General features: G+C 53.3%; 7 protein-coding genes. 5 read left to right on the top strand and 2 right to left on the bottom strand.

The genetic code is table 11. The features are described from left to right. Nucleotides 1-26 precede the first annotated feature (26 nt). The 5 genes from NF212_RS23165 to NF212_RS23145 all read left to right on the top strand — a co-directional run bounded on the left by NF212_RS23165 (nucleotide 27) and on the right by NF212_RS23145 (nucleotide 5787). Nucleotides 27-689, top strand: coding sequence for a DNA alkylation repair protein (locus NF212_RS23165; RefSeq protein WP_434361291.1), 663 nt, complete (start codon nucleotides 27-29; stop codon nucleotides 687-689). A 78-nt stretch (nucleotides 690-767) separates the two neighbouring features. After that, nucleotides 768-2786, top strand: a complete 2019-nt coding sequence (locus tag NF212_RS23160) for an EAL domain-containing protein (protein ID WP_434361290.1) — start codon at nucleotides 768-770, stop codon at nucleotides 2784-2786. 203 nt (nucleotides 2787-2989) lie between these two features. Continuing rightward, the gene (locus tag NF212_RS23155) at nucleotides 2990-3805 is read left to right on the top strand and encodes an ABC transporter ATP-binding protein (RefSeq protein ID WP_434361289.1); all 816 of its coding nucleotides are present in this window, start codon (nucleotides 2990-2992) and stop codon (nucleotides 3803-3805) included. Further along, nucleotides 3805-4761: an ABC transporter substrate-binding protein gene (locus NF212_RS23150; protein ID WP_434361288.1), complete on the top strand. Its 957-nt coding sequence runs from the start codon at nucleotides 3805-3807 to the stop codon at nucleotides 4759-4761. The genes NF212_RS23155 and NF212_RS23150 overlap by 1 nt, the downstream gene beginning before the upstream one ends. Nucleotides 4762-4830: 69 nt before the next feature. After that, the gene (locus NF212_RS23145) at nucleotides 4831-5787 is read left to right on the top strand and encodes a FecCD family ABC transporter permease (RefSeq protein WP_434362971.1); all 957 of its coding nucleotides are present in this window, start codon (nucleotides 4831-4833) and stop codon (nucleotides 5785-5787) included. Between the two features lie 818 nt (nucleotides 5788-6605). Here NF212_RS23145 and NF212_RS23140 read toward each other — a convergent pair. Further along, nucleotides 6606-17072 carry a neuraminidase-like domain-containing protein gene (locus NF212_RS23140; RefSeq protein WP_434361287.1) on the bottom strand — a complete coding sequence of 3489 codons (10467 nt, stop codon included), beginning with the start codon at nucleotides 17070-17072 and terminating at the stop codon, nucleotides 6606-6608. Between the two features lie 23 nt (nucleotides 17073-17095). Beyond that, nucleotides 17096-24790 carry a SpvB/TcaC N-terminal domain-containing protein gene (locus NF212_RS23135; protein WP_434361286.1) on the bottom strand — a complete coding sequence of 2565 codons (7695 nt, stop codon included), beginning with the start codon at nucleotides 24788-24790 and terminating at the stop codon, nucleotides 17096-17098. Nucleotides 24791-24844: the final 54 nt, after the last annotated feature.

Raw genomic sequence — 24844 nt, 5'->3', positions numbered from 1 at the left:
ATCTACACCGATAACCGGACTCCCATATGGACGACTACGAAACCCGGCTGGCCGCTGAAATTGCCAAAGCATCAAATGCGGATAACGCCGCAGCGATGAAAAAATATCTGCGGCACAAGTTTGAATTTTTCGGGGTGAAAACACCGGAGCGGAAAGCGATTGTAAGGGAGTTTGTCTCAGAGCATGGATTGCCTTGTACAACAGAGACCATTATCGCGCTGTGGCATCAGCCTCATCGGGAGTGCCATCATGCAGCTATCGACTTGCTCGACAGAATGAAGCGGCACTATTCGCCGGCGTACTTTGTGCTTTGCGAACAACTGATAACTACCCACTCTTGGTGGGACACGGTTGATGCCCTGGCAACACGCCAGATTGCAACACTTTTTAAACGCTATCCGGAAGAAGGTAAGGAGTGCATAGAAAAGTGGCGACACAGTGATAACATCTGGCTGCGCCGCACTACCCTGCTGTATCAACTCAAATATAGCAACGAAACAGATGTCGAGCTGCTTACTGCGCTGATCCGGGAAAATGCGGATTCCGACGAGTTTTTTATCCAAAAAGCCATCGGCTGGGCATTAAGGGAATACGCCAAGACAGACGCCCACGCCGTGAGGCAGCTCACTGCTTCTATTCCCCTTAAATCACTAAGTGTGAGAGAAGCACTAAAACACATAGGCAAGTAGCTGAATTAGATTGACGAAAGGCATCCGCCGGATATAATCCGCGCTCATTTTCCGCTCATATAAGTCAATTCATAATCTATGTGGAAATCTCTTTCGTTAAGAGCAAGTTACGAGACTTATGTTCGTGACATATCGATTGTTTTCCTGTTGTTGCTGCCACTGACAATCTGTAACGCGATGTCAGTATTTGTCGGTCACTTTCTGAACTTCTCAGACTTCCCGGAGATAGCGAAAAAGTTCTTCTACTTTTCAGATTTGCTGATTGGCATTTACCCGACGGCGCTGTCTGTCATCACCACTTATTACCTGTCGACCAAACATAACGTCAGCCCCATGGTCGTGGTGCCTTACGCACTGGTGATGTTCATAGCCGTTTCGTTGTCCAACGGGCTGGTCGCACCCCATACCGGTTTGCCTAACAACCCATTGGTGGCATTGCTGACTGCGATTATTTCAGCAGGATGCTGCGTATCGTTCCGGTTGTATCCGTTGGATCCGTCGCGGATAGACTTTGTCAGTTCCCTGTACAAACAAGTTGCACACTTCTTTGGCTTTTTGCTGCTGACCCTGTTACTTGCCAAACTTACCGGCGAAGTCATCGAAAGCAGTAAGCTGGTTCAGCAGGATATGGTGCTTAACCCGCTCACTGTCAGTGGTGGATTGTCTTACCAGCTGGTACTGGGGTTACTGGGTGCGGTAGGTATCAACGGCCATAACTTCCTGTTTACTGCCAAACAGCAGTTATTTGCCGATACCCAGCAGAACCTTGCAGCTTGGCAAGCCGGGGATGCCCCCCTGAACATTCTTGGTCAGGGTTTCTATGATGCCTTTATGTCAATTGGCGGCTCAGGTAACTCGCTTGCGCTGCTTATCTGTATCCTGCTGTTTTCCAAAGATCGCCGGCACACGACCCTGGCGCTGTCAGCGATCCCGCTCGTCATGTTCAATATCAATGAACTGCTGCTGTTTGGCCTGCCAATTATCTTCAACCCGACGCTAATTGTGCCGTTTGTACTGGTTCCACTGGCAAGCTTTATCGTGGTCTACAGTGCGATGTATTTAGGGCTTGTGAATCCGGTGAGCACCATTGTGGACTGGATGACCCCACCGTTTGTCAGCGGATACCTGGCAACAAACAACAGCGTTGGCGGTGTTATCCTGCAGATGGTGGTAATCGGTATGGGTGTAATGATTTACCGCCCGTTCTACCTTAACTATTCTTCATCGGCTCGCGGGGATACCCGTTCTATCTTCCGTAAGCACGAGCTGGAACAAAGCACGCTGAAGTCTTTTGTCGGTGATGTGAGCCAGGCCATGCGGGGTTACATCAGCAAACACGATGTCAGCCGCCGGGTCAGCAAGATGCTGAGCAGCGGTGAGTTCGTGATGTTCTACCAGCCGCAGGTACACCTGAAAAACAGCACTCACCTGGCATTTGAATCATTGGTTCGCTACAAGGATGAAGAAGGCCGCCTGATGCCGCCGGTTTTTATTCAGGACTTCATGCAGCTTGGTGCTATCAAGCAACTGGATCGTATGGTTATCGAACTGGTACTGACAGACATGAACAAATTGCCGCTTGAGGCCGGATGCAAAGTGGGCGTCAACGTCTCAGCGGAAACCATTGCGGATCCGTCTATTGTCCGGTTTATCTCACGCCGTCTGGAAAGCTATCAGGTTTCACCCAGCGCGCTGGAAATCGAGATCACCGAAGAAGCCATTCTGGAAAACCACGAGCAGATTTCAGCAAACATTGATGCTTTGCAGGCGCTTGGTGTAACGGTTGCCATCGACGATTTCGGCTCTGGTTATGCATCATTCCCTCACCTGCTCAAATACAATTTCGATAAGGTGAAACTGGACCGTTCGCTGCTACTCAATACCCACGAAGAACGCGGACAGAACCTGTACCAATTGCTGGCAAAAATCAGTGAAGTGACCGGCTGCGCGTTGGTTGCAGAAGGTATTGAAACCCCTGAGGAAAAAGCCTTTGTCGAACAATGTGGCATCGATATCTGTCAGGGATACTACTTTGCCAAGCCAATGCCACTGGAAGAGGCGGTAAGTTGGGCTTCTGGGATAGCTTCTAAAGAGTAAAACGAAGGCCGCTGAAACCAGCGGCCTTTTTTATTATCTTCAGAAGATGCATGCGTATCCTATAGTTGGCAGTCCAGTCACACTATCGCAGACCCTTCTCTCACAGTATTGGATTGCTGCTTACTTTTTACCGTGGCATCCATTTCAATTACTGCAATTGTTATGTTATAACATCTCTTGGTCATCACAAAGGAGGGTGATGGATGGAATTAACCCCTATGCCCGTCATCGCAGCGCAACAGCTTTGCGCCAACGGTCAACAAGGCTGGCGAGCAGTCACTGACGTGAGCTTTTCCGTTGAACAAGGGGAATGCGTCGCGGTTATCGGCCCGAATGGCTGCGGGAAATCCAGTTTGTTGAAAACCATTATTGGCGAATACCAAACGGTATCCGGCCAACTGTATATCAATGGCTCAGCCACATCTCAGTTACATCAAAGGCAAATTGCCAAAATGGTAGCCGTTGTTGCCCAGCACGAACATGCCGATCCCCGCTTGAGCGTCTGCGAGTATGTTTGGCTTGGGCGCATACCCCACACATTTTGCTGCAACAATAAACAACACCAGGAAAGTGTTGAACAAGCGCTGGAAGACGTTGGTCTGTCAGACAGTGGACACCGACTCATTGGTTCCCTGTCCGGAGGTGAACAGCAACGAGCAAATATCGCCCGCGCCTTTGCACAGGAACCCAAGCTCCTGTTGCTCGATGAACCCACCAACCACTTAGACCCCTTAGCCCGGCTGGAACTGCTTGAGCTGATAAAGCGAAAAGGGATTACGTCGGTAGCCGTTTTACATGATCTCCCTTTAGTGGCTTCGTTTGCTGACAAAGTGCTCTTAATGGCCCGGCAAAAGATGGTGGCTTACGACTCACCTGACGTTGTGATGCAAAATCAATTTATCACCCCGGTTTTCGGCCTGAATGTGGTGACATTCAATCACCCCCAAATTTCCACTTCGGTTCATCACTTCGAAGCTGCATCGTCTAATCAAACAGCCACATCAATAGGAGTCGCGTAATGAAGTTGTCGGTATTACTCCCTCTCTTTTTTCCAATAGCCGTTGCACATGCGGCAAGCACCAGTTACCCCGTTACCGTCGATAACTGTGGCAGCCCGCTGACTATCGAGAAACGCCCTGATCGGGCGGTATTTCACGACATCAATATGTCTGAAATGGCGTTCGCACTTGGCCTTCAGGACAGCATGGTCGGCGTTACCGGGATTACCGGTTGGTACAAGATGTCACCATCGTTCAAGGAAGCGTTGGGTGAGATCCCGGAGCTTGCACCGAAATATCCGTCACTTGAAACAATGATCGCTGCTAAGCCAGACTTCTTATTCGCAGGCTGGAATTACGGTATGAAAATCGGGGGAGAAGTGACCCCTCAGACCCTCAAGCCTTATGGCATAGACACCTTGGTGTTGTCTGAGAGCTGTATTCATACTAACAAGCTGAAAAACGGAGCCAGTATGGAGCTTCTTTACGGCGATATGGCAAAGCTGGGGGTTATTTTTGACCGACAGGATAAAGCAAACACGTTAGTTGCTGCGTGGAAAGAACAGGTTAAAGCCATCGCACAACAAAAAGCACAATCCGGAAAAAGTACGCCCAAAGTATTTCTGTTCGATTCAGGTGAAGATAAACCGTTCACCGCAGGCAAATACGCGATCCCCACGGCAATGATCGAGGCAGCCGGGGGAACAAACATCACCGGCGACATGCAAACAAGCTGGGGCAGAACATCATGGGAAAATGTAGCCAGTGCGGATCCAGATATCATCATCCTTCTCGACTACCAGACTGCATCCGGTGCAGAGGCGCTTAGGCACTTTTTAGAACAACACCCTCTGATGAAACACACCAGTGCTGTCAAATCACAGCGTTATGTCAAGCTGCGCTACGAGCAGTTAACACCGGGGCCGGCTAACATCGGCGCAATAAAAAAATTGTCTGATGCTATTCTGGCACCGTAACGCAAACACATTTAGCGCTCGATGAAAATAACGAAGTATCAACTGGCATGGTTGCTGGGTATCAGCGCCATGCTCATTTCATTTGTATTCAGTTTGAAATTCGGCTCCGTGCCGCTCTCGTTTGATGATGTGATAGAAGGTTTGCGCTCCTTCAATGGCAACGACATGAGCATGAACAGCCGAATTCTCGCAGATTTGCGGTTACCAAGAACACTCCTTGCCATTATCGCCGGAGCGGGTCTGGCAATGGTCGGAGCCCTATTGCAAACCTCAACACGGAATGATCTCGCAGACCCGTATTTATTCGGCTTGTCTTCAGGTGCCTCTGCGGGTGCAGTGTTGGTTATCACACGGCTGGGAGATGCGCTCGGCACATGGTCACTTCCTCTGGCAGCATTCTCCGGCGGGATTGTTTCAGCCTCGGCCGTGCTGATTCTCTTCTCTATCCAAAAGAAGCACGGTAACAACAACCTCATTCTGTGCGGGCTGGCAATATCATTCCTGTTTGGCGCGGTTACCAGTTTTCTGGTGTATTCCGGCGATCAACGTGCTGCAAGTTCAATCTTGTTCTGGACGATGGGAGGGCTGGGACTGGCGCGTTGGGACAACCTCATATTTGCTGCAATAGGCGTAATGTGCGTTATCGTTCTGATTGTTATTCGGTACCGGGAACTAGACACGTTGCTGGTCAGCGAGCAGACCACGCATTCACTCGGCGTCAATGTCCACAGACTGCAAAGCGAAGTGTTTCTCTGTTGCGCGTTTTGTACCGCATCCATTGTGGCGCTAACCGGCGTGGTCGGGTTTATCGGGCTGATGGTCCCGCACCTGGTTCGTCCTTTTTCCGGGATGACCCACAAGCTGGCACTTCCCCTGGTCGCCATTTGGGGTGCCGTCATGTTGACCCTGGGAGACATTGTCAGCCGCACCATCCTCGCCCCACAAGAGTTGCCGGTGGGTATCGTCACAGCCGCTCTTGGCGGGGTGTTTGTGCTTTACCTCGTCTGGAAAAAGCCGGCTCGGTAAGAATTAGAATTCACGGAGGTAGTATTCCTGCATCAACCACCAAAAAGGACACAAGCATTCCAGCTAAACTAAGCCCCCCCTTTAAAGTAATTTGAGTTACCATACATATAAATTTGTCATGGAAAAAATGCTACGGTGTTCAGAGGAAAGCTAAGAGCAATAAAAAACGCACTCTATTTCATAAGAGCTAATAATTGTTGCAAGAAAAGAGCATTTGACAAGGCTTTCAGTCTGCTGCTTAAAATTGATCTTTCAAATGCAAAATTGCACAAACATATCGAGTATTGCACTTTGCGAGCATTTGTATCATTTGTAATGAAAAATTACGGAGATTCAATTTTCTGTTGCGAGGTTGCCTACGAATTGATACTTAAACCCTGCGAGTTTAATAAGGATGAGAAACTGTACTTGGAATCATACATATCAATAATATACCTCCATCTATCAAAAACCATAGAAACAGCATCATCATCAAAAAATATTGAAGATAGAATACGATACGACTTCATTGATCTAAATTACGTAAGAAAAACATTAAAAGAGAGATTTCCGTTAAGAGGACATCCTGCTTGGCGTGAGGATTAAAATAAACATCGAATGTATATATGTGACACATCAAAAATAATTTTGATTAATTCTTTGGTGCTGTTTCTCCATTGTTTCGTTCCGCAATAGAACGGTTGTTGTAACGGAAACACGCAAATAACTGGATTCAGGATCACATCTGCGAAGTACAAAATACCTGGGAACCGATGAAACAAATCATCCTCACAGATGTGAATATCCGTCAGAGAAAGCCTCGACACGCCAATCCCTACTCACCCCAGCCGGTAATGGAACACCACATAAACCGCACTGACTTCATCTGCATCAAGGCTTCGGAAATCGACATCGCCGTTATGTTTAAGCTTGAGTTTAAGGCTTCGGGCAACACTGAGATCGTCTAGGTTTAACCCGGCGTCTGTGACATTAATGGTCGCCTTATGGATACCTCCATACGCCGCATTTTCTGCCATGGCTATCTGGTCGGACTCGGTAAAAGTGCTGTCCTCGTTTTCATAGGCCAGGTGCAAATGGTAATCACCTGCCCCGCTGCACTTGGCGAACACATCGATCTTCTGGACTTCGATGTCCCAATGACGGGTGAAGAACGGAAATGCAGCTACACCGACGGTAAATACCATTTCCTGATCCGCATCCCCTTGAGGGTTTAACCAGCGGTGCCATTCCGTGGGATGATTGTGGGTCAGGCTCACCATGTTCATCAAGGGCTGATCACTGAGATCCGCGGCATTCGCCAGAAACTCGTCGAGGTAATCCAGCACTTTTTCTTTGAACAGACCACCGGCTTCCCGCGCCGTGTAATCAACCCGGAGAATCACATCTGCAATGGTGTCATAGTCAAACTGGCGAAGGTCACTTTCTGTCGTCAGCTCAATCATCCAGTCACTCACTGCCCCCGCCCCTTCAAACGGCAGGTAGCGGTTATCCTGGAAGTTAAATTCAAACAGCCCGCGATCTACCTGCCCGGTACTGGTAGCAATGCCGGTCACCGGCACATACTGGGTGCGGAAGCGGCTGTCTTCAATCAGCAGGCCTTCATCATTTTCATGTTCATAGTTGCCCTCGCTGTTCATGGCGGTATTCGTCCTGTAAGTGTTGGACAACAGCCGCAACGAACAACTCACGCTGGTATTCGGCCCCACGATACAAGGAATCGTCAGGCTGACAGACTTAATCCGGCGGAAGTAGTGCCCCTGGAAATCCATATCAAACAGCGTTTCAGGCAGGGAAACGTAGCACTTGCCGGTTTCCCGCAATTCCACCAGCGCCAGCGGGTCAAGCAATGCCAGTGATACCGGTTTGCTGATTTCAAGCTCACGGTGGTTTTCATCAATAAAGGATTTTTCCATCTGGCGCAATGCCAGCCGCAGTTTCTCACCGCTGGTCAGCCCCTTCTGGCCATTGTCCCAATAGCCGTATTCAATAAAGCTGGCGGCATCCGTACCCCGCTCGTAGTGGTAGGCTTTTTCCGCTTTTTTCGCCATCTCGTAAGCGAGGTTATAGCTCTGGCGGAACACGCTGGAAAGCTGCTCTTTCATCCACTGGTAAAGCTCTTCGTTGGTAAATTTGTCTTCCAGGAAGCGCTCTACTTCTTCCGCCTGCTCGATACTGTGCAAGTGGTTCTCAAGTTCCTTTTCAGCCACCGAAACCCGAATTTCTGCTGCAGTGATCTGCTTGTCGATTTCGATGATCTCTCGGGCAGCCTGGTTGACCTGCAACGTCCAGTCCTGCTCCCGGCGGATATAACCCGCGACCTTGGACGCCATGGCCGCTTCTGCGGTCAGCCACCCGGCTACCATCTCCGCCAGCTTACCAAGGGAGTCTGCACCGCCGCCGAGCTGGACACCGCCAAACCCGCCACTGACACCCACACCCACCGGCTCCCCTTCCCCGTTAATCTGGGGAATCAGTTTCAGCCCTGCACCGATTGCATGAACCAGAGTTGCACCGGCATTCACCCACTTGGCCGCTTCAGATTTATTCAAATCTTCGATTTCTTTGCCAATCAGTTTGAGGCCACCACCGGCATCTTCCAGTGCGGTGTCGACATCCGGTAACAGCTCTGCAATTGCCGTATCTGCCGGAAGCTGGCTGTCAACGTTGAGGTTTGCGGTATCCAGGCTCGGTGCATCAGGGATTTCAAACTCGTCCACCCCGAGCATACCCAGGTAATGCTGCGCCCGGGCCTTCGCCATTTCCCGCCCTTTCTGGATATTTTCCAGGTTAGCGCGGGCTTCGAGGATATTTCGCTCCCGAACGGCCGTTATCAGCTCCCGGGTTGCGGTTTCGTGTGAAGCCCTGAGCCTTGCCAGTGCTTCACTGTCTTTCTTCTCCAAAGCACCAAGCAATGCGCTGCCAAGCCCGACCAGATCGGAGCAGAACTCATTGGCTTTCTGGATAAGGTAACGGAACCGGTAAATCGGCGGCGGGCTGGAAAGATCAGCCAGAATACTGCCGATAGACAGCCCCTGGGAGCGCGCTTTGACCAGTGCAGCCGGGTCAATCGGAGGCGGGAAGAGCGCCAGCGTCCGTTCAACGCCGTTAATATCCCGGCAATGGCGGATATTAAACAGCCGCTCCGCCACTGTATCCCAGTAACTCATCAGCTTGTCGTTGTGAGGAATGCAGAAATAGAGCGTCGAGCCCAGCCCGAGGAGGCTGTTGCCCGGTGAACCGGATACCGGGTTCACGTCACTGCTGTACGGGAACAGGTTCTCCAGCTCAACCAGCGCATTGGAGAAATCGTCCCACCGGGTTTCCAGCGTCAGGTAAGACTCTGCACTGACCGTTCCCCGACGCGGGATATTTTCCGGTCTAGGCCCCAGAATCTGGCTGGCCATGACATAAAGCTGCTGCGCTTCATACACGCTTTCCCGGGTGAACTGGCGGAACAGCGAATCCCCCCAGTCGATCAGGTTTTCAATGTATTTCACCACCGTGTGCTTCATGTAACTGAGTGGTCTGTTACTGGCAACCAAATGGGGGTCAAACGGGTTATCCCGCCATTCAGCAATAATCGCATTTTCACTGTCCGAACTGGCACCAAGTTCCCTAAACCAGCTGTCCAGACTTTCTGCGGCGGTGGTTTTAAAGGGCAACACTTTCCAGAATCGGGCGGTTTCTTCCTGCCCGATTTCAGATTCTTCATCGGTGGTCGGGTCAAAGATAAAGTGGAACCAGCGCATCGCTGCTTCGTACTGGCCGTTTTTGCTCAGCCTTGTCGCGATATAAAGCGGAGCGTGGTAGAAAAGCTCCCAGTTATAGAGGCTGTTCGCACCATACACATCGAAGCAGACGTTTTCCTTGAACAGGGTTCGCTCAATAAAGTTTGACGGTTTCTGCACAAGGCCATCCGTAAAGTTCGGGTGGTACTGCGCGGTAAACGTTGCCCCTTCGTCCGATTCCAGTTCGGTATCAGAGGCCATCAGCCCATCAAGCCCGTCGCGGTTCATACGCAGCACATAGTCTGCTGAGAATGGGTGGTAGAAGGTGTGGAACTCAAGGCCGGTTTCATTGCGGGTTTTGATTTCCCACAGGAATTTACCTGCCGCCATATCAGCACCAAAGCCGGTACCGGAAAACGAACCGGCCAGCTTGTCGGCATAAATCGCCTTTCTTGCCGCAGGTTGGCCGCCGCCATCAATTTTCATCGGCATCGACATGGCTCTGGCCTGTTGACCACTTTGCCCTCGCGCCTCTGATTTCATCATCAGGACCACCGGCTTCGCCGTGCCGCCCAAAGCATCCGCCCGCCGCATAAAGCCTTCTGCCGGGAAACCTTGCATCGCATCTTTACCCACCAGAATGGTCGGCATTTTGGCTTCACCGATACGTGTGACACCGGCCTGGGTTAAACCTCCGGTGCGAGGCCCGGCAATATCGCCGCCTCCCAGTGTTGGCTGCGTATCCGGTGCCGGGTCAATATCCGGCCCCCAGCCGCCGCCGAACACAGGATCGTCCGGAATGGGAGGATCAACCCACGGGACATCCGGCTCCTGCCACGGTACATCCACGATAACCGGGTCAAGGGGCCGCACAATGTCCGGGCGGCGTATCCAGTCGACGATTTTGATCGACACCGGCTTAACGAAATAGCTGCGCCAACGGTCACTGTAGAAAAACGGGCTGACCAACCGGTTTTCGTTCCGCTCGATATTAGCCGGGTTCAGCAGGTTGTGGCGGTTGTAGGCTTCCAGATACGTGTTGCCTTTGAGGTCCAGCACATTGGTCAGGCTGCGTTTCTGGAAAAACGACAGGTAAGTGCTCCAGTAATGGCTGGATGCATCCGGCACCCAAATCGCCTCTGGTGTTGAAACATGAATCGGCGCTTCAATGTCTGAGAGGTCAAAATAGGCCTGATGGGAAAAGTGCTGATGGTTCCAGATGGTCAGGCGGAGCTGATTGGTATCCGGGTAAATATAAGACTGCAGCGACAGGTAGGCACGCGGCCCGATGCCACCGGCAATTACGGTGTATTCATTGGAAAGGTGCGCGGGCTGCCATTTCCCTTCCACGTATTCACTCCAGCCAAGCCGGGTTTCCCATTCCCTCCGGGGTTCCATCGTCGCCACCGACTGCGTAGCTTTGGTTTCAACGGATTCGTTTTTGTCGCCCTTTTCAATCAGTTTCTCGTTGAGATCCAGCCAGAAAATAAACATCCGGCCTTTCCAGACCACCGGCGTCAGGTGGACACCGCTATTGTTCCCATCGTTAGTGGCGCGAATTTCCACATCCACCGGTTCCCAGCCGGACCACTTGCCAAACTCATTCCAGCGCCGGTAGAAATAGCGGTGCGGCGGCGACTGGGTTCGTGCAAAGACGTGTAGGTATTTCAGCTCGCCGCTGCTGTATTTCTCCTCGTGAGAGGCCACCACATCAAGGTGGGATACCATCGCAAGGCTGGACAGGTAATTGCGGAATGCGGTTTCGACGTTGCGATCTGAAATATCGTTCTGGGCAAGGTAGGATTCCAAATCCTTGAAGAATACCGAACGGTCCATGCGCCATTCCGGCTCCAGCCAGTTTTCGGGATACAGGAAGACTTTGCGGTTTGCTTCCCACACCCGGTAATTTTTCATCCAATCCCAGCGTTCCCGGTCAATGGCCCCCGGTGCAACGCCATGCTGGTTGCCGCCATTGACATCACTTTCCAGGTTCAGGAGTGTCCGCTGGACAAACAGCTGGATGGCAGCGCTGGCCTGTACGACCCGGGAGGTGTCCATACAAGGCATCATCTGGACGTCTATCAGGAAGTACTCGTAAAGCCCGTCTGCATTGGTTGCGCCCCAACTCTTAATGGCAGGCTTGGTGAGCAGATGCTGGATAAGCGCCTGCTTCTGCCGTTCCCGGATACCATCATTCACTTCCCCAGCAAGGGAGAGCCAGTCCTCTTCGTTATACTTCGCCCGGACGGCATCTTTCAGCTCCTGGGCAAGGGCATTGAGCGAGTCAAAATCCGACTCGGGTTGGCCCCAGGCATCCACCGTATCGACGGCGATACCGGTTTTGCGCACCAGTTCGACTATATCGCCGACCCGGCTGAGCATATCAGCATTGGCAAAATCATCCACATCCAGGCCAAAGATACTGTCGACAGCAAAATCAACAGCAACTTCATCCCAGCCCGTCGCATCAACAACCAGCGCCTTGATGTCTTCAAGGTCAGCGGTTGCATTGCTGGCAGCTTCAAAAATGTCGGTCAGAAGGGCGTGATTTTGCGGGGTTTTGTCACGCAGTCTGGTGTAGTGATAAATCCGTTCCCAGTCTTCCGGCGTCAGCGCCATCAGGTCGATATCGTCGAAGTCCGCACCATACACCATCAGGTGCTGGACATCATTTTCACTGAGTGAAAATCCCCCGGCGAACAGGGCCGCCCGGTAAATCACTTCCAGGGTATCCACAAACACGGTCGCGGCGTCTTCCGGATAGAGTGCCGAAGAAGGAATGACTGTTGGTTCACTGCCTACGGTTTTCCAGCCAAGGCTGATTCCGGCATTCTGCGCTGACTGGCTGTAATCGAGCCGCAGCAGGTAAAGGTCGGTGGCATTGAGTTCAATCACCACCTCTTTGCTGGTCATGGCTTCACCGGATGCCTTGTCCACCACCAGCTCGTCGTTCAGGTAGAGGAAAAAGGCATCATCACTGTCCGGAACATTCACAATCAGTGTATGTTCACCGGTCACTTCCGGTGCCAGCATGGCCTGCCAGCGGGCACTGAACCCGGCGGCCGGTATCGAAGGGTCCGGCGAGCCGTCTGCCCAAGCGAAGTCCACTTCCGGGTCGATATCCAGAATGCCTATGGCGCCCCAGGCGTTATCCGTAAAGTAGGAAGCAGAAAGTCCCTGTACGGAAGACGCATCCAGCAGGGTTTCTGCATGGGGTTCAAACAGCAGACTGGCCATTTCTGCACTGACGCCGGTCAGCGCAACCACTTCCTGCGTCAGGGCTTCGCGGCGCAGTTTGTCTTTGATAATCGGAATAAACTGCTGGTAGATAAATTCGAGTTTGTCTTCCAGATCCAGCGGCTCCGCCTGAGCCGGATGATCCAGCAACAAGGCATTGGCAAGCGGCAGATCACCGAACACACCGTCAAAGTTGTCTGCAATCACCGATTCCGGCAGTGCATAAAGGGCATCTACTGCGTCGGTGAAACTGGCGTTGGTGTCCGGCAGCCCCTTCAAAACGGCTCGGTCATCGTCACTCATCACGCCAACGCACACTAATCTACCGCTGCCTTTGGTATAGCTGTAGCGCTCCGCCAGGTTATCCGGAATCACCACGTCCAGGTTGGCATCCGCCAGAGTTTCATGCACCACGGTGCCTTCCGCAATTTCCAGCAGTTCCCCTACCGCATCCGCGCCGAATGTCAGGGTCAGCTTGTCACGCACCGCCGTAACGGTGGGTTCTTCCAATACGTCCGGGTGGTCATTTTCAATGCTGTTATACACAGCTCTCAGGTTGGTCAGCGCATCCAGTGCACCACTGCCATCCAGCGCAATGGTGGACGATTCATCCACCACACCATCAACGATGTATTCCAGTGTTGCGCTCTTAAAGCCGGACTCCAGCACATCTTTGCAGGTGTGGAAAAATTGAAGCGTAACCGTCGGATCAACGTTGTTATACACACCGGCATCGCGATCCCAGGTGCTGAATGGGTAGGTTTCGAACAGGTCGATCAAGCGAACCAAATCTGCAACTTTGAGTTTCAGCGCCTTGGCAAAGGTGACAAACCGGTAAAGGGTGCTGAGGTTTGGCATGTCGAGCGTATCAACTGCGAAATCAATAGGCCGCCTTACCCCACCTTCGATAACTTCCGCACTAGCAAGGATAAGATCAAGGTCGTCAGCACTTATCCGGAATGCTGCAAGAATGGCGGATTCATGGTCTGCCAGCAACGTTGTATTGCTGGTAAGGTAATTGCCCCACCCGTCAGGCTGAAACGCATCATCAATACCCTGCGCTCCCCGGTTAAGGAATAATTTGCCATATAAGTGTTTCTCACCCTGGGTATCGATGTCACCCCAGAATGTCGCCAGTTTGTTATGTTCCAGTTTGCTTTCCTGGGAAAGCTCAAGCACAGCGGCGAGATCTTCGAGGGTTTCGGATGTGATATCGGCATAACCCAGTGAATTGAGTATCAAATCCAGCTCATGTGCCGTCCAGCCCAGTTTGCGCCAGAGCCGGACAAACCGGTGATAGCGCGACCAGAACGCCTCCGGGATGCCGGATGTACCGCCCCCGGCATAAAGGCTTTCCATGGTTCTCAGCGAAGTGGAATCCAAATCGCACCGGGATTCCGGCTCATACAGCGTAACCACGCCTTGGAAATCGCTGAAAAACGCCGCTACCCAGATATCAAATTCAGGGGGAGTAATCAGTGTTCCGGTTGCTGTGCTGTAGTCACTGAGTGCCTGGCTGATCTCGTGGTCGTTGTTGCTTTGAAGGTTCGCTGAGGCTATCAATCCAAGCCGGTCATAGAGCTCTTGCCCGGACAGGCTCGAACCGGTAAACACCGCATCCAGGAAATTCAGGGCATATTGGCCAGGATTAAGGAACCGGGTTTCCACCAGCGACACCAGCTCTTCGTAAGTAACACCGCTTCGTGCCATCAGTTCACGCACGTTGCTGAGGTTTTCCAGTGAGCCTGCAGCGCCATATCCATAATATTCATGGACCGGTCTGACTGAGGCGGTGCCGTCTAACAGTTCACCGGTCAGGATGGCAAATTGGGTTTCAGAAAGCCCTAAATGTTCTGCGTCCATCGCCCTCTGTTCAATCGCGTCCGGCTCCGGGTTGACCGCTTTCATGATAGCCAGCCGGCTGGTACTGAGTTTTTTGCTGAACGAACGGATGACATCCAGGGGCTGATGATAAGGAAGGCCGAACGGATACACTTCCTGAGAGAGAATCCGGTAGGCTGCCGGGTCGGTATTCTGCGGGTTGGCCTGCAATGCCTCGGCTTCGGTGTCACCGGTGTCGTAGCCGATAAACCCAGCAAGGCTGTCATGGACGGTAAAGTACTCCATGATTTCATTTACCAGATCCACATAAGGGATCAGGGTGTGGGTGTTCTCGCATGTGAGGAGCATATGGCCCAGATCCGGACGTCGCTTGCTGAGCATGTCCAGCGGGGATTCCCCGTTGTCGTTTATTGCGCTGTTTTTCAGAAAACGCATCAGGTCGACAAAATACGCCGACGGGCTGTAAACCGAGCTGCAATGTTTACACTGGCAGATATCCGGGCTGCCAAACAGGCTCGCATAGTTGGGCAAACGCTCTGAAAGCACCTTGCCGATATTCGGGTTTTTAAGGACAACACCGGGCGCAATGAAATCGGTGTATTCGAGAATGTGCATCGCGGCCATTTCTGCCCGGGCGCTCACATAGCTCGCCCGCTGGTGGATGGCGTATGCCACCTTCTCTCCACCAACCTGCCCGCCATAAGATTTCACAAAGGATTTCTGGGGAATGGCCGCAATTTCATGGGATGAACCCAATCCGGCATTAAACATGACGGCGAGTGATTTTCTGTCCGGGCTTGCCTGATAAAGACGCTGGATACGTTTCAGTTCACGGGTGGCAACCATAGATTTGTTACCGGCGAGATCTTCAATTTCCCGCTCGAGGCTGTCGATATTGATTGCACTCAGATCCCGGTCTTCTTTGGAAAGCACCATCACCGCCGTTTTCGCCACGACAGAATCATTAATCTTTAAGCCGCCTTTCAGAATGTCTCCGGCAATGCGCATTCCGGGAAACGAGGCATCCAATAATTGTTCAATAGAGGCCAGATAGCGAACTGCACGCTCTTTTTCATTTTTACCCTGCACCGCTTCCGGCACACCGGATTGCTTGATAAGCCTTTGCCAGTGGTCGCTGTCCAGCTCTATCAATTTGGCAATGCTCGTAATACCCATTTCGCCTTGCAGCAATTTCACCAATGGCGGATGGTTACCTGTTAGCAGGGTCAATTGCTGGGTAACCAGCAGGTTTTTCACCAGATCGGGCCGGTCTCTGAAAGCCGGCTGGCGTGGCAGGTATTTGTGCCAGAACTCCTCGCCGTCTTTACCGTCAAACCGGTTAACGGCAACCATAAATTCAACGCGCTCCCGCTTTTCAGGTAGCGCGGCAGACAAAAAGCTGTCGAGGTTTCCGCCCAATTTGGGATGCTTCATATCCAACTGGGCCGTCACGGCAGTTTTCTGCAGCCGGCCGGAAAGCTTGTCGAGATCCAGATCGTCGTGTTGTTGAATCAGCTTGTAGTCCACGGCTTCCCGCAACAGAGTTTTCAGACGTTCATCGGATTGTTTACCCACCTTATCCGGCTCAAGCTGAAGACCGGCGCGAACCATGCCGTACAACACTTCTCTGTCTTCATCCGGCCAGTTGGCAGCAAACGCATCCACATCGGCAGCGGCTTGAACGGCAGCACGGTCTGCACCGGATTTGCTCGCAATAAACTCCAGCTGCTCGGACTTACCGGAAAGCTGCCCGAGACGGATACCGGATTCTTTGATTTCAGGTTCAAGTGAAAGGGCAAGGCGGGCATATTCGGTATCAGGCCGGGAGGGAGTGGCCATGATATCAGTGCGATCAATGACACCTGTTTTGCGGTAACGATTGGCGTGGATAACCGCTGTACGGCCCACCACACGGTTGAGCTGACCGGATTGCTCCGAAACCAGCACCACAAGCTCATTGCCGAAACGGTCGCCGTCTTCGAACAGCCAGTCCGGCATGGACACGCGGTATGCGCCGTCACTGTCAGTGACACCTTCGCCCGCCGCGAGAAACCCGGTTTCCGGGGCAAGTTTTTCAATAAACTCCACCCCCTCACCCAGTAACCCCAGTCCACGGAGGTTGATGGCATAAACAGTGACATCCAGGCCACTAAGTGGACGCCTTTCTGGGTCGGAAACTTTCCCCTGTATCCGCAGCGCTTCCGAAGGGTTGGTCAGCCCTTTTTGGGTAAGGGCATCGGCCAAAATCTCGCGGATTTTCGCATCCAACAGCAAGCCACCGGATTCTCTGGGTGGACGGGGGTCAATACCATGTGCTTTTTGTAGTTGCAGTATGGCTTTCAGCGACGTTTCGCCAGCCCGATTTCCGCGTTGCTCATCATCATCTATCGAGTAACCCAACGCTGTTAACGCCCGGTGCAGCAAGCGGACACTGTCTGATTGCTCGCCAAACCGGATAACCCTATTTCTCAGTATCATGGTAAAGACCCTCCCGTCTTTTGTTACCAGAAACTTCCAATAAATCCTGCAATACCACCGACAACAGCACCCACTGCAGCGGCAGGGGCTGCGCCCACACCGAATCCCCAAACACCAATTGCCGCACCGATTGCTGCGCCGGCTGCTGCACCCGATGCAGTACCGGCTGCAACGCCTGCTGTTCGCCCGTGCGATGGTGTGACTTTTCGTTCCACGTAATCACCCAACACGTTGGTCACTGCCACGCCTCCGGCTACGGCAGCGACCGGCATCGAACCCGCCAGCATCGCCGTACCGCCGACATAACCCGCGGCATCACTGACCAGCAGGCCGTATTCACCCGTTGCCATGTGCACGGCACCGGTATAGCCGGACATTACGATTAGCCCCAGCCCGCCGGAATAACGCGCCAACGCTGCGCCACCGGCCATGGTAGCTGCACTGCCCGGCGTCCAGGTATAAAGCTGGTACATGCCCTGTACATAACGGGCGGTACCGGCAATTTCCCCGGCTCCGGCCACATAACCCACTCCCTGCATTACCGGATTGTCCATCTGGCTGCCGGTGTAAATCGTCAATCCCCCACTGGCAAAGCCCAACACTGCATTGAGCGAGCCGTAACGAAGCGCAGTCGGTATTTCTTCCATCACCTGGGTCGTGCCAGATGCCGGACGACCCGTTTCTGCTTGGTATGTCGGTAACCCGTGGGATTCCACACCCCGCCCGGCAAGGGTGGCTTCCTGTGTCAGCGCCCGTGAATGGGCATCCCAGACAGGACGCTCAAGGTGGTAATCCGACGGTGTCAGCGGCCTGCCGAGTCGGGCCTCAATATCTGCCACATCGTTGAGAGCATTCTGGTAATGGGGGGTATCCCGCAGGTAGTAGTTTTCACCGGTTGCCGCCGCAGCCATGGCCTGGTTGTTGCCTGTCTGCCCTGAATAGAGATGCAAGTTACCCGGTGCTGGCTGGCCATTTGAGAGTGTCGGTTGGCGAGTCCGGATAACTGCCTGAGTCGTCCTCGCCGCATTGGTTGTGGTCACCGGGCTGGGATCGTCTTCTACCGGTTCATCCGGGGGATCCGGCGGCGGTGGTTCAGGTTCCGGAGGCGATTCCGTGACAGGCACCCAGACATTCCAGTACTGACCATCCCAATATTGCCGGTAGTTCTGTGCCGTAATATCCGGATTCCATTGCCACCCTTCCGGGATAGCCACATTTTTCAAGTCCTGGAAAGATTCCTCGCCGGTCACTTCCATTTCCACAACCACCCGCTGCGACTGGGTTCCCGAGGGGTCTGTTCGCCCCACCGGATTGTTGCGGGAATACGCGAAAGTATTAAGACCATCTACAAGGCCGGCAGGGTCGCTGCTCAGCCAACGCCCGAGCCAGCCAATCAGGTATCGGGCACCGGAATAATAGAGCCCGGTTTCTGCATCCCGCTCTTTGCCGCAGAAGCGATAACGCTTGAGGCTGAGATCAGTGCCCGGTTTGCTGCTCCGGTAAGCTGACGTGCCAAACGGGTGATATTCCTCGTATGAGATCACTTCACCGTTTTTATCCAGCTCTACCGTGGCACTGCCCGTCAGGTTGCCAAGGGAATAGCGCTCGAGGTTTTCGTTAAGGGGATTGACAGGATCGCTGTTGGCTGTGTCGATGGTTTTGGTGTCAATCTGGACGATTCGCCCGGTGCCATCGCTGATATGCAGCGTCCAACGCTCCAATGTGATGTCACCGTTGGCATTGCGCTCCCGGTAGATCTCATTGGCACCCAGGTAGATTCTTTCGGTCCGGCTGCCCCCCGGACGCTCCACAACTTTTCGCCTTCTGCGGCCACTGATGCCGTAGACAAAAAATGCCAGCCCCCCGCCCCCTAGGTCTGCACTGGTAAGCTGATCGGCAAAATTCCAGTCTAGCTGCGACAACCCCGGCATCGCCGTGATATTTCCAACACTGTCATGGGCATAAACCGCGCTGTAAGGCCCGCCGTCCGCATCCCCCGACAGGCTGGTGGAATGCAGCCGGTTGGTTCGGTTGGCAATGTCCAGCTCATATTCGTAGCGGTATCGTCTTGTCCAGCGTCCCTGTGGCGTGGCGGTATGGTGGGAAATCTGCTGAATGTTTCCGACTACATCATATTGGTAGCTCTCGGTGAAATTCCTGACGGCCTGGCTGTCATTGGTATGGGGCAGTGGCGAGAACCCCCTGCCACCGGAATCCGGCTGACTGTCCCATCCGGCACCGGCATGTTCTCTTCCGGTTGCCTCAACCAGTTGGTAAAGGGCGTCGTAGCGGTAACGGGACAGGGGCTCAACAACGGCGTTATCAAAGTAATGGGTCTGCTGGGCCAGATCCCGGGATTCCATCAGGTTCCCCACCGGGTCATACCGGTAAACCAGACGTTGCACGGACGCTGAAAGCGGGTCGGTATCACTTTTCCTGGCCGTTTGCGACACCAGCCGGTGGGTCAACGGGTCATAACCGAATTCGCAGAAAAGACCGTTTCCGTAACGCACAAACTCCCGTTCACCCCGAGCGTTGTAACTCTGGCCATTCAGGTATCGTTTAACCGCTCCGGCCCCGCGCACCTGCGCGTCTAAGTGCTGGATAAGCCCGCCCTCATCAAAGCCGGTTGTGACAATGGTGCCGTCACTGAGCGTGCTGGATGTTACTCGCCCAATGGCATCGTATTCACCACGGGTGGTAAAGGTTTCGGCTTCGAGAAGCGGCTCTGCCGCCGCTTCAATATTTGCGACAAGGGAATGCGGCGTCAGGACGCTCCAGTCGATTATGCCCTGATAGCTGCGGGTCAGCCTTCGCTGGGCCTCCAACGCCTGACCACTGAACCCGGCCCGCATCACTTTGGTCACTCCGGCCTGATCGTATATCTGGTGCACCACCCCGACGAGGTTTCGGGCAACTGCATCCGGCAGGCTGTCTCCATAGACGGTATGGCTGATAACCCGGCTCTGCCCGCCTTCGGTCATCACTGATGAAACCGGTCTGTGCAGGCCATCGTGGGTCATGGAATAAATGCGGCCCTGACTGTCCCAGATCCGGAACATCCGGCCTCCGATATCGGGGAGTATCCAACGTTCACCCTTTTCTGCGGTGTTGGCATACATCACCCCACCAACAAAATTGGACGCACCGAATGAGACTTCCCGCCCAAGTTGGTCAAACAGCCGGATATGCCGCCCCGCATCATCGGCTTCGCTGCGTATGGACGTGGTGTTTCCGTTACCAAGGTCTGCCACCGACAATGCAGGTCTGCCAAGTACATCCGAGTGAGTGACCGCCGGGGTATTGGCATGTTGCGCAGTCAACCAGGCTACCCGTTTATCCGCATCAGCCGGGATGGGCGCATCCGGAACCGGGCTGCCTAACCCCTGATACCAGTCACTTTCCAGCACGGTGTCATTCTGGTCCCAGCCGGCGCTTTGCCAACTGCCGTGTTCAGTGCGTGAAAAAGTGCCGTCCGGGAAATCGGTCCGAATTGACCGGCCTACGGGGTCGTAGTGCCGCACTGCCGGCGTACCTATTTCCACCAACGCGGCTTCGGTTTCGTAATCAGGGCTCAGGCTGAAATAGGGCTCAAAAGACTTAACCGGCCAGCCTTTGTTGTTCACCACTACCCGGCCGTTCCCAACCCACCGGGTATCGGTATGCACAGATTCAAGCCGGTTCTCAGCTTCGTTCCAGCGAAGGGCGTCGCCCGGGCCAGCCTGAGATTTGACCATAACCGGCTCACCGCTGCCGTCGAAGTAAACATACTGTTCCTGCCAGCGTCTCTCTTCACCATCGGCCAGATCAGCCTCATGGGTTTCCCGGTTAAATACATGGGTGAAGTTGGGTTCGCCGGTTGCCTGCCAGCGGAGCAGATCGTATTCAATGCGCTGAGTCGGGCTTTCAAGGGTGTCGCCTTCGTTTTCACTGGCTTTGCCCATCACCGCCATTTTGACCACCAGACCCAACTCGTCGGTTTCAACCGCAGTCCGATTCATGTTGGCGTCAGTGATCTGCCACGGTGTCAGGGTTCGGTAATCCAGCTCGGCGGTTACCACCATTCCAAGGGCATTTTCATTTTCGATAACCCTCAGCAAGTAAGGGTCGTAACGGACAAGGGACACCACACCCAGAGCATCTACCGCGCCGTCAGGCAGGTAAAATCGGTTTGCAGCCCCTACCCCAAACCGGGATGTCCCGGAGGGAATCCACCAATTGGCATCCCCCTCACTGTGAATATACCCGGCCTGCTCCAACATCTGGGTGGAGACTTTGCTGCCATAGCGAAGCGCCACCAGCCCCGGAGTCATCGCCAGTTGCATCCCCCGAAACACCAGACCAAGAGATTCGCGCTGACCGAGAGGAAGCTGCGCAGCGAGGTTATCTGAACGGAAATACACCCGGCTGTGGGAAAGCAGACGCTTACTGAGGCTGCCATCAGATTCCATCTCAAAGGCCAATTCCGGCGCGGCAAGGAAAGCCTGTTCAATTTCACCCAAGGTGAAGAAGCTGCTTTCAGGTAGCAACCCATTCAGCTGAAAGGATTTCTGCTCAAACGGCTCTCGCAAACGGAAAGCATCGTCAGTGTCGATGTCGGCGGTATACAGCGCCTGAGAAAGGGAAATATGGGTACGGTTTTGCCGTTGCCACAGGGGGTCGGGAATGCCATCAGGCCGTTGAACACGGGGGTAAGCCACTGTTGCACCAAGTAATGGAAAACCCCGTTCATCACTTTTCAGTGTTATGGCATGGCTGATTCGCGGATCGTCGGGATTCCGGTCATAGTGCCAGCCAATGGACTCCCGGCTTAGTCGCTGGAAAACCGCCGGGTGTTTTATGTCATCGCCCCGGTTTTTATCTACCCCGATTTGCTCCGGCTGGATGCGCTTTAATTGAAAGCAGGACTCGTTAACCCGGTATGGGTTGCCCGCCAGCTCAGTTCCGTCATCGGCATAGATTTCCTGCCTTAACAAAGCTCCCCGCATCGCCCTCCAGGCATCCAGCCACTCGTTGGAAGATAGTTCTCCCGGCAATGAAGCCGTTTCTGGGTGGTATTCAGGTACGGCGGTATTTTCGAAGTATTCATCCCGGTAGCGGCTTTGCAGATCCACCAGCGAAGGCGGTGCACCGGAATGGAACCAACTGACGGTGCGCACCGGGGGCTGGTGGTGTGCCTCTTCCAGCACATTTCCGGCAGGCTCCCGGCTGAATGACGTGTAGTTTTCGGTATCGATTTGCTCGACTTTACCGAACCCGCGAAATTCCCGGTCACGCGCATCAAAGTAACCGTGGTGGTAGCGATAGCTGCTGACAAAACGGGTATTGCGGATTTCGTCAACCACTTCTGTATCGGTCACAACATGGACAGGAAACGGCACTTTCGTTGCCCAGGGTTTCCCGGCAGTTTTATCTTCAAGGTAAAACCGGGTTGAGGTGCCGTATTGCCAGCTGACGGTGCGGCCTGAGCCATTTTCCATGGCTATCATCAGGTGTGGCTTTTTTCCAGCCATCAGGTCGACATAGCGAAGCGGTGAGCCTTTTTCGGCTTCCAATGCCGAAGACCAGACCAGACAAGCGGTTCCATTACCCAGGAAATCTGCCACTTCGAGGTGGCATTCGTTGTTGAAAGCCGGTATCGAAACAGTCCGGACATCACTGAAGCGGTTGCCGGACAGGTTGAACCAGCAACGCACTTCGCCATTGTCGACATACAGCAAATCCGCAGGTCCGGTTCCGTCAACGTCAGAGATACGAATCCGGTCAGGCTCAAACACGTCATCCGGCGCAAACTCCGGCGCATTTGCCAGAGTCACCATACGGCTGAATCGGCCATATCCTAGATTCGCCCAGTAACAAACATTTCGGTTGCGGATTCGTACAATATCCGTCAGGCCATCGCCACTCATGTCGGCGAGGAAGATCACCTGTTCACGGTCGGAGAAAACACACCTTGGACCTTCCTGTTCATCCAGTGCGTGGGTAATAAGGCGACGCTCTCCAAAGCCCTGTTCACCTTCTGAAGGATGCCACTGAAAGAAAGTGTCACCGCTCATGACCAGATCGGGTTTTCCGTCCCCGGTCAGGTCGATATAACGTGAATCCGGATCCGGTTCACCCAATGCACCAGGAAAGGATTCAAAAGGAGTGAAAGAAGACCACTGGTTATTTTCTTCTAACCGAAAGTATCCCGGAAAATCAGGTGCATGGCTCACCAAATGCGGCCGCCCGCTGGCAGTGAGCGGCTGCAAATGCAACGCACCGGTATTGAGCCCGGTCAGCGATGGTTTCTCCGGCAACGTCACAACCGGACTGAACTTTCCGTTCCCTTCACTCCGTTTGTAAAGCCACCGGCCACCCTGCTCACTTAATACTCCGGCAAGTCCCTCACCAAACAAATCAACCCAGCGATAAAGAGGCGGCATTACGCCCTGCGGTAAGTTGTCTGAGTCGTTTGCAGTCTGAATATCCGTGTTCCAGTTGTGTGACTGATAAAAGTAGCTGACAGTTGGCAGGGTTTTGCTCTTGTATGCACCTGCGGCTTCATCAAAAAGATAGCCACGTTGCGTCACTGACTTTAAAAAACTCATTCCCGGAATATCGTTGTCGTTTTGCTCTCTTCCCGGAAAGGTGTGGTAGGTCAGTTCTGTCGCGCTGACAAGGCAGGGGTTTACCGGCAATTCGTTGAAGCGGTGGAACAATAAAACCCGGCGGCAAAGCCGGTAAGTCCGGATTTCAAAACCAGCTCTGTAGGTGGAAAATGGGTCATCGCGTACCGGCCAGAAATGAACTTCGTCCGGCGCAGGTTGGTCTATTTCGTGTTCGCCAAAATCAAACACATTTTCGAACAGGAAATCATTGTCATCCGGCAGCAAATCTCCGGTTCGGAAAGGCGTTTGGTTGCCATAAAACACACGCTTTAAATAGATATTGGTGCAGTTTTCGGCGCCCCGGTTACGTTCCCAGAGCGTATCAGGCATACCCAAAAAATCTTCGTGTTTGTACCGGTAAACCACCAGGTTGCCCCGGTCATCATAGGTATGAGAGAGCATCCACTGAAACACACGGGCGGGGTTGGCCGGATCAGCTAACCGGGATTCTGGCGCGGGACCGAACACTGAAATCACATTGGAGGCACTGATTGTGCGCCAGTGAAGTAAGCCAGACACCTTATCTTGCCACTGTTCTATGCGTTGCCAACTGCCTTCTGTACGAGGCCGAAAATACCTGACGACATGATCTGCGGTCTCCCGCTCCCGACGCTGCCAATGGCCTCCTGACTGGATCAGTTCAGGAACAAGCTCTTCGCCGCCAAGGGAAAACGCATCGTCATTTTCATACTCCGGGAGTTTTCTTGTCGTGCTTCTGATTATCGCCTGCGTCGTGACATTCCAGCCAAGGCCAAAAGCTCCCTGACCACCGCCGCTGTTGTAAGACAGCGCCAACGCTGGTGAAAAACCAATTCTTGTTGGCGTGACAGGGAGACGAATTTGCGACGTATTGGCCCCGTTAACCGGGTTTACCCGGAAAGATTCATCAATTGAACGTAGCGCACCGCCCCCTTTCGGAAGCTCTACACCCGGTAACATTTGCGGAACCAACAACGCACCTTCCGAATGCCCACCAGATGAGTCAGAAATAGAGACGCCCTCGCCAAAGGAGTCAGCGCCATTTCCGGTATTTCCCTGCGAAAAACGGTCAGAATATTCACGGTTCATACAATTAGCTCCCAGCCAAATCGTATGTTACTCAGCGGGTAGATATTCCCACCA

This window comes from Parasalinivibrio latis (assembly GCF_036825535.1).
Taxonomy (GTDB): Bacteria; Pseudomonadota; Gammaproteobacteria; order Enterobacterales; family Vibrionaceae; genus Parasalinivibrio; species Parasalinivibrio latis.
Note: the sequence above shows the minus strand (reverse complement) of the source record. Positions and strands in the feature narration are given on the sequence as shown.

What these genes read in the sequence shown, in the direction of transcription:
- NF212_RS23155 (WP_434361289.1), top strand. Translation starts at nt 2,990, where the DNA reads ATGGAATTAACCCCTATGCCCGTCATCGCAGCGCAACAGCTTTGCGCC.
- NF212_RS23140 (WP_434361287.1), bottom strand. Translation starts at nt 17,072, where the DNA reads ATGATACTGAGAAATAGGGTTATCCGGTTTGGCGAGCAATCAGACAGT.
- NF212_RS23135 (WP_434361286.1), bottom strand. Translation starts at nt 24,790, where the DNA reads ATGAACCGTGAATATTCTGACCGTTTTTCGCAGGGAAATACCGGAAAT.
- NF212_RS23160 (WP_434361290.1), top strand. Translation starts at nt 768, where the DNA reads ATGTGGAAATCTCTTTCGTTAAGAGCAAGTTACGAGACTTATGTTCGT.
- NF212_RS23165 (WP_434361291.1), top strand. Translation starts at nt 27, where the DNA reads ATGGACGACTACGAAACCCGGCTGGCCGCTGAAATTGCCAAAGCATCA.
- NF212_RS23145 (WP_434362971.1), top strand. Translation starts at nt 4,831, where the DNA reads ATGCTCATTTCATTTGTATTCAGTTTGAAATTCGGCTCCGTGCCGCTC.
- NF212_RS23150 (WP_434361288.1), top strand. Translation starts at nt 3,805, where the DNA reads ATGAAGTTGTCGGTATTACTCCCTCTCTTTTTTCCAATAGCCGTTGCA.